Below are 5,781 nucleotides of genomic sequence, written 5' to 3'. Positions count from 1 at the left end.
GGCGGGGAGGTCGCCGAGGGCCTGGACGGTCTGGCGGACCTGGTCGAGGTAGCGGTCGCAGCCGTCGCACAGCGCGACGTGGTCGACGAACCGCTGCTCCGCATCCGGCCCGAGGTCGCCCTCGAGGAATGCGGTCACCTGCTCGACGAACTGCCGGCAGTCGAGGTCGTTCACGGGGTCGCCTCCTGGTCGTAGTACTTCTCCAGTTTGCCGCGCACGAAGGCCCGGGCGCGATGCAGGAGCACTCGTTGGTTCGCCTTGCTGATGCCGAGCAACTCGCAGACCTCCTCGGACGGGTAGCCCTCGACGTCTCGCAGGGTGATCACCACGCGCTGCCGATCAGGCAATTCAGCCAGCGCCTCAGCCAGCCAAGCCTGTACTTCGTGTCGGAGCAGGCCTTGTTCCGGCGTCGGCCAGAGTGCGGGGAACTCCCACCAATGCCCTGGAAACGGGTCGCCTTCGGGCCGGAATCTGCTCGGGTCGACAGTGGGACCGCTGTCGTCGACGCTGCTCAGTGGAACCACTCGGTGCTCGCGGATGCCGCGGCGCTTCGCGGTGTTGGTGAGGATGCGGTAGACCCAGGTCTTGAGCGACGACCTGGCCTCGAACCGGCCGATGCCCTCGATCACCGCGAGCCAGGTTTCCTGGACGACCGCCGCGGCCGACTCCTCGGTCGAGACGAAGGATCTGGCCAGCCGGAGCATCCCGCCGGACCAACTGTCGAGCACCAAGGCGAAGGCGCTCTCCTCACCCCGCCGCAACCGCGCGACCAGCACCTCGTCCGGCGGAAGGCCTTCCATCGGGTCAGAGTAGATGCGGTCACGCGCAGGCGGCCAGTTCACGGCGGTCCTCGGTACATTCGGCGACCTCATCGGCGTTCTCGGTGGGCTTGACCGGGCGAAGTACGACCCAGATGAGGGCGGCGCCGGCCAGGAGTGCCGCTGCGGTGATCATCCAGGTGGCCGTGTAGACGCTGGTTTGCTTGCTGACAGCACCGAATCCGAGGGCGAACGGTAGGAACACCACCCACGAGACCGCGCTGATCCCGGACGCGACGCCGGTCCGGATCGTCGATGGCATGGCATCGTGCATCAAGCGGCTGACGTGGATCCCGATCACCACCAGGCAGAAGGTGAGCGCGACCATCGCGGCGGTGATGGCGGCCAGGTTGTGACTGGTGGTCATCGTCAGGCAGGCGACCAGCATCAGCACGACGACGGTTGCCACGGGCAATGGCCGGTGCAGTGCGATGCGGCCGGCCAGTAGTCCGCCGATGCCGAGGGTGGAGACCAGACCGGCCCAGAACGGTCCGTAGAGAACGGCCGACGCGGAGAGCGCGATCAGCCACAACGGGCCGAACTCGAAGATCGCCTGCACCATCAACGCGGACATGATCGACGCGGCGGCGATCGGGATCAGCCGGCCGCGGTACACGATCGCCCGGACGGTCACGCGCAGGTGATCTCGGAGCGGAGAGCGCTCGCTCGTCTCATGCAGCCGGGGCTCCCTGAAGCGCGCAAGCGCCACGAGAGCGAGCAACCCGAACGGGAGCGTGACGAAGTACGTCAGCCGGGTGGACGCAGTACTGGCGATCCAGCCGCCGGCCAGTGCGCTGATGACGAAGGCTGCGCTCTCGACCAGACGGATCCGGCCGAGCTGGTGCTCGTAGGCGTCGCTGTTGCCGGTCTCCTCGAGCACGGTGTCGTAGACCATCGCCTCGACTGTGCCGGAGTACATGGCGAAGTAGATGCCGAGGATGAGGGCCGCGGCGATGTAGGTGATGACGTTCTGGCTCAGGCCACCGATGAGGCTGCTCACCAGCAACGCGATCCCGGCGAGCGCGAGCACCCCGCGCCGGGACCACCGGTCGGCGAGAACGCCCGAGACGACCTCCACGAGCGGGACCATGGCGGCGTAGGCTGCGGCCATCACTCCGATGGTCGCGGCGTTGAAACCGATCTCGGTCATGAACAACTTCTCGACCGGCACCCAGAACAAGACCCCTTGCAAGAACGCCGCAACCTGCAACGGCAAAAGCCGCCGCCCCACCCCGGACGACCGTGGTGCGAACTGGGTGACGGGTGTAGCTGTGGCGTTCGGCATGACAACCCCTGGTGCGCTCGGAGAATCCCTGACGCCCCTGCAGTGTCATGAGCCCCTGCATCCGTTACACACCTCAGGACAGAGGTGGCCGGACACTGCCACGGTCGAGCAGAACGTCACCTCAACGGTGCAGAATGTCACCTGGATCTCGGATCCTGCGGCGCAGCGAAGGGAGGGAGGACGTGCGGTGGAGGAAGTGCGTCGCCTGTCGGCGAAGGCCCTGGGCACCCTCACGCCGACGGGTGACCTCCGGGTACGACTGCCCGGTCTGCAGGGGTGAGTTGCCCGATCGCGACAGTGCCTTGGCCAGTGAGCTGAGGCTGGAGCGGGCCGTACTCGACTGGCTCCGCAGCGCTCCTGTCTGTCAGGTTCACACGATCGCCGGCGAAGTGGATCCCGCCGACCTGGCCCGCCGGGACAAACTGAGCGTTCTGACGACCGATCGCGCTGTCGAGCTGCTCAGCGACCTGGCGAGTAGTGGATCACAATATTCCGTGTGTCCGGACGAGCTGCGCCCACTGCGTCTGAGAATGCCGGAGATGTACGACTGGATCGCGTTCGTCGGTAAGGCGGGCAAGATGCTGGATCGCCACCTCGACGCGCTGGTTCGTACCAGATACAAATACCACGGGGTGTGGAGTGATGCAGATCCGGATATCGACAACGAGCTCGGCAGTGTCCACCGCAGCCCGAGTGGTGATGTTGTCGTGCTGTGGCATGGACCTACCTCGATAAGAGCCGATAGTTAGCGCAGGGTGGCGGCTGTTTCGGCGATGCTCTCCGGATCGCCGGGGGTGGGTTGCCAGGGGAGGCGGAGTGGGTCGTCTTTGTAGCGGGGGATGACGTGCAGGTGGGTGTGGAAGACGCTTTGCCAGGCGTCGGCGCCGATGCAGCTGAGTAGGTTCGCGCCGTCGGCGTCCAGGCGCTCGATCACCCGGCTGACCAGCGACTGCGCCAGCAGGGTCGCCGCGATCAGGTCCTCGGGAGCGCTCTCCCGCAGATCTGTGGAGTGTTCGCGGGGGATCACGAGCAGGTGACCGCGGGTAGCCGGGTTGATGTCCATGAAGGCGATCGCCCGATCGGTGGCAGCGACCTGCCGTGACGGGATGCTGCCCGCCACGATCCCGCAGAAAAGGCAGTTCTCACTCATCGACCCAGCCTAGGGAACGATCCAACTCGGGTCGAACCGGCGGAGCACTACAGCACACGGCGAGTTGTGGTTCAGGTCGTGCAGGGACGGGTTGTTGTACTGCACCCTGCGCGCCTCGACCAGCGCAAGAATGAGGCCGCTACCGGTGGAGGTCAGCGCCGAGTAGCCACCCTCACGCAGGTTCCCGGCCAGATCTCCTTCGCTCGCCAGCGGGTCTTCGCTCAGCGGTTGCTGGTAGCTCGTCCATGTCTCGCCGTCGTCGGCGCTCGCGCGCAGCGTCATCACGTAGCGGTTGTCGATCTCCCGGGTGGCGGAGTTGAGGTGAATCAGATGCGGAACGCCGTTGATCGAGTGGGAGATCTGCGCGGCGTGGGCGCCGGGGTCGATGATCTGGGCGCGCCAGTACTCCTGGCCGAACATTTGCCAGCTGCCCGGATTCCCGATGGCGATCCGGCGGGTATGGGGGTAGGTGCCGCCGTTCTTGATTTCCCTATCCAGGGCGCGGTAGTTCAGGATCAGCCGGCCGTCCGAGCGCTCCGTCACGGTTCCTTCACCGTACGGCCCGTCGGACAGCCCTTGAGGAAGACCATGGCTTGCCCAATCCCCACCTGGTGCCTTGATGATCAGGCGGCCACGTGCCGGGACCACGAGGGTTCCGTCGGCCCGCTGGATCCCGTTGCCGGGCCCGATGAAGTCGTTGCCGCCCGCCGCGCGATTCAGGTCGGGACGCGCAACCGGGTTCGTCCAGGTCGCTCCGTTGTTCTCCGACGTCGCGATGTAGACGTCGGGATCGATGACGTAAAGCTCTCCGAGTTGCCGGCGCAGCATGAAGCAGGTCAGTCGGCCCGTGGTCCGATCGTGGACCAGCGTGGGGTTCGTCCAGCCCTGAAGGCCGGCTCCCGCCAGCGTAGTCGCGGCGCTCCAGGTCAGCCCGGAGTCGGTCGACCGGCGCATCAGCAGGTTGATGTTCCCGCTGGCATCGGCGACATCATTTGGTCGGCCCTCCACGACCGCTATCACGACGCTTGACCCTGGGATCGCGAAGATCGAGGGGATGCGGCACGAGTGGTAGTTGCCGCTGCCACTCTCCTTGGGAATCGCAGCGGCTCCTGCTTGCGCGTCGCCGAAGAGCATCTTGCTCTCCATGCCGTCGGGATCGAGAGCGAGCGCCCGTTGCGGGAAGACCACCCCCGCTCCCGTCACTCCGAGCGCAGCCACACTGGCCGCTCCACCGATAAACGTCCGACGCGATAACGCCATGACCTATTCCTCACAGACCTGTTCTGGGTGCCGTAGATGCTGTCGACGGCGATCGGGCGTTTGCCACCGAGGTTAGGAATCGCCACTGTCGCCGTGCTGCCCGTACTGCGCCCGTACCGCTGGGCGGTGAACTTGTCTGAAGGGGCGACTACGCGGTCAGTGTCCGGTAGCCGGTTCATCCAGCAGTTCGGTGACTCGGTCGATCGTGATCAGCAGGACGACGATGAAACCGCCGGTGGCGACGTACAGGAGGCGGACAGCGAGTTCAGATGGGAGTGCGGGTAATCCGGCTGCCAGCAGCGCGGCTGTTGCTGCGAGCAACGTTGCGCGGATGATCTTGATTGGGTTGACCGGGCTTTTGTCGTCGAGGCATCCACAGGGCACTCGTCCGCGGCGGCGCAGGAGTGCGGCCAGGTAGACGGCGAGGAACAGGAACCAGGTTGCGACGGCGGTGGCGGCGAGCCGCGTCAACCAGCCCTCGCCGGACAGCCAGCCGATGATCAGGGCTGAGCCGATCACTGCCTCGAATGCTGTTCCGGCGATGGCGTGCCGGGCTAGGCGGTCAGGCAGCAGGCCGTGCTGTCTGACGACCTCGGTCAGACCTTCGTTGCCGGAGGTTCGGCGTGATGCGGCCAGCAGGAGGAGCAGGGCGCCCGCCAGGGTGAAGCTGGCGATCAGTGCGTCGATCACAGCGGGGTCCTCTCTCGTCGGGGGGATTGACTCGTCAGGGGAGGAAGAGCACGGCCAGGCAGAGCAGGAAGCCGATGGCGCTGGTGCGTCCGATCCGGGTCATGGAGCCCAGCATGGCGCTGTCCCAACCCTGCGGGTCCCCGCTGAGTTGGCGGGCGGTTGGCATCATCGCGCGGCCGAGGCCGAAGCCGACGCCGGCCAAGAGTCCCGGGCCCAGTCCTCCGAACAGCACTACGAGCAGGACCAGGGCGTGTGGCAGGGCGGTTGGGACGAAGGTCCGTACGCCGGTGCCCATTTCGAAGCCGAACTGCAAGGGCCCTCGCACTTGGTTGTCGGGGATGACGGTTTGGGGGACGAGTCGGCGGTTCTGGATGAGTGAGAGGGGTTTGCCGGCCAGTTCGAAGGCGAGGATGACGGCGAGTGCGGGTGCGAGTAGGCCGAGCCGTAGCCAGGACGGTAGTGGTGAGGCTAGGCCGCCGAGGGCGCCGGTGATGACACCGGAGAACATCGCGCCGGCGAGTAGGCCGGCGACGAAGATGGGTAGTTTGTCTCGCCAGACCGACGAGCTCAGCAGATCG

9 protein-coding genes are annotated in these 5,781 nt (G+C 66.3%); 2 read left to right on the top strand and 7 right to left on the bottom strand.

Annotated elements, in window-relative coordinates:
* From VFG33_RS20995 to VFG33_RS20985, 3 genes are all read right to left on the bottom strand, one after another.
* Positions 1-174: anti-sigma factor family protein (locus VFG33_RS20995; RefSeq protein WP_325054612.1), on the bottom strand; the 174-nt coding region annotated here is incomplete at its 3' end.
* Positions 171-800 (bottom strand): RNA polymerase sigma factor, encoded by a 630-nt coding sequence (locus tag VFG33_RS20990; RefSeq protein ID WP_325054611.1) that lies wholly within the window; start codon positions 798-800, stop codon positions 171-173. The genes VFG33_RS20990 and VFG33_RS20995, both read right to left, overlap by 4 nt.
* A 19-nt stretch (positions 801-819) precedes the next feature.
* Positions 820-1,968, bottom strand: a complete 1,149-nt coding sequence (locus VFG33_RS20985; RefSeq protein ID WP_325054610.1) for an MFS transporter — start codon at positions 1,966-1,968, stop codon at positions 820-822.
* Between VFG33_RS20985 and VFG33_RS20980 the strand changes: the two genes are divergently transcribed.
* Positions 1,937-2,383, top strand: a complete 447-nt coding sequence (locus VFG33_RS20980) for a hypothetical protein (RefSeq protein WP_325054609.1) — start codon at positions 1,937-1,939, stop codon at positions 2,381-2,383. The two genes, VFG33_RS20985 and VFG33_RS20980, sit on opposite strands and share 32 nt — an antisense overlap.
* 1 nt (position 2,384) lies before the next feature.
* A complete protein-coding gene (locus tag VFG33_RS20975; protein ID WP_325054608.1) occupies positions 2,385-2,852 on the top strand; it encodes a hypothetical protein in 468 nt (155 codons plus the stop codon).
* Here VFG33_RS20975 and VFG33_RS20970 read toward each other — a convergent pair.
* From VFG33_RS20970 to VFG33_RS20955, 4 genes are all read right to left on the bottom strand, one after another.
* Positions 2,849-3,253, bottom strand: a complete 405-nt coding sequence (locus tag VFG33_RS20970; RefSeq protein WP_325054607.1) for an HIT family protein — start codon at positions 3,251-3,253, stop codon at positions 2,849-2,851. The two genes, VFG33_RS20975 and VFG33_RS20970, sit on opposite strands and share 4 nt — an antisense overlap.
* Before the next feature lie 9 nt (positions 3,254-3,262).
* Positions 3,263-4,513, bottom strand: a complete 1,251-nt coding sequence (locus tag VFG33_RS20965) for a sialidase family protein (RefSeq protein WP_325054606.1) — start codon at positions 4,511-4,513, stop codon at positions 3,263-3,265.
* Between the two features lie 156 nt (positions 4,514-4,669).
* Positions 4,670-5,203 carry a MauE/DoxX family redox-associated membrane protein gene (locus VFG33_RS20960; protein ID WP_325054605.1) on the bottom strand — a complete coding sequence of 178 codons (534 nt, stop codon included), beginning with the start codon at positions 5,201-5,203 and terminating at the stop codon, positions 4,670-4,672.
* A gap of 34 nt (positions 5,204-5,237) precedes the next feature.
* Positions 5,238-5,781, bottom strand: a 544-nt coding sequence (locus VFG33_RS20955; RefSeq protein ID WP_325054604.1) for a hypothetical protein, incomplete at its 5' end; no start/stop codon positions are given.

The organism is Kribbella sp., from assembly GCF_035687465.1.
Taxonomy (GTDB): Bacteria; Actinomycetota; Actinomycetes; order Propionibacteriales; family Kribbellaceae; genus Kribbella.
This window is presented reverse-complemented; position numbering and strand designations above follow the sequence as displayed.

Excerpts from the sequence above, each read along its gene's own strand:
- VFG33_RS20980 (WP_325054609.1), top strand. The coding sequence starts at position 1,937 with ATGGTCGCGGCGTTGAAACCGATCTCGGTCATGAACAACTTCTCGACC.
- VFG33_RS20970 (WP_325054607.1), bottom strand. The coding sequence starts at position 3,253 with ATGAGTGAGAACTGCCTTTTCTGCGGGATCGTGGCGGGCAGCATCCCG.
- VFG33_RS20985 (WP_325054610.1), bottom strand. The coding sequence starts at position 1,968 with ATGACCGAGATCGGTTTCAACGCCGCGACCATCGGAGTGATGGCCGCA.
- VFG33_RS20965 (WP_325054606.1), bottom strand. The coding sequence starts at position 4,513 with ATGGCGTTATCGCGTCGGACGTTTATCGGTGGAGCGGCCAGTGTGGCT.
- VFG33_RS20990 (WP_325054611.1), bottom strand. The coding sequence starts at position 800 with ATGGAAGGCCTTCCGCCGGACGAGGTGCTGGTCGCGCGGTTGCGGCGG.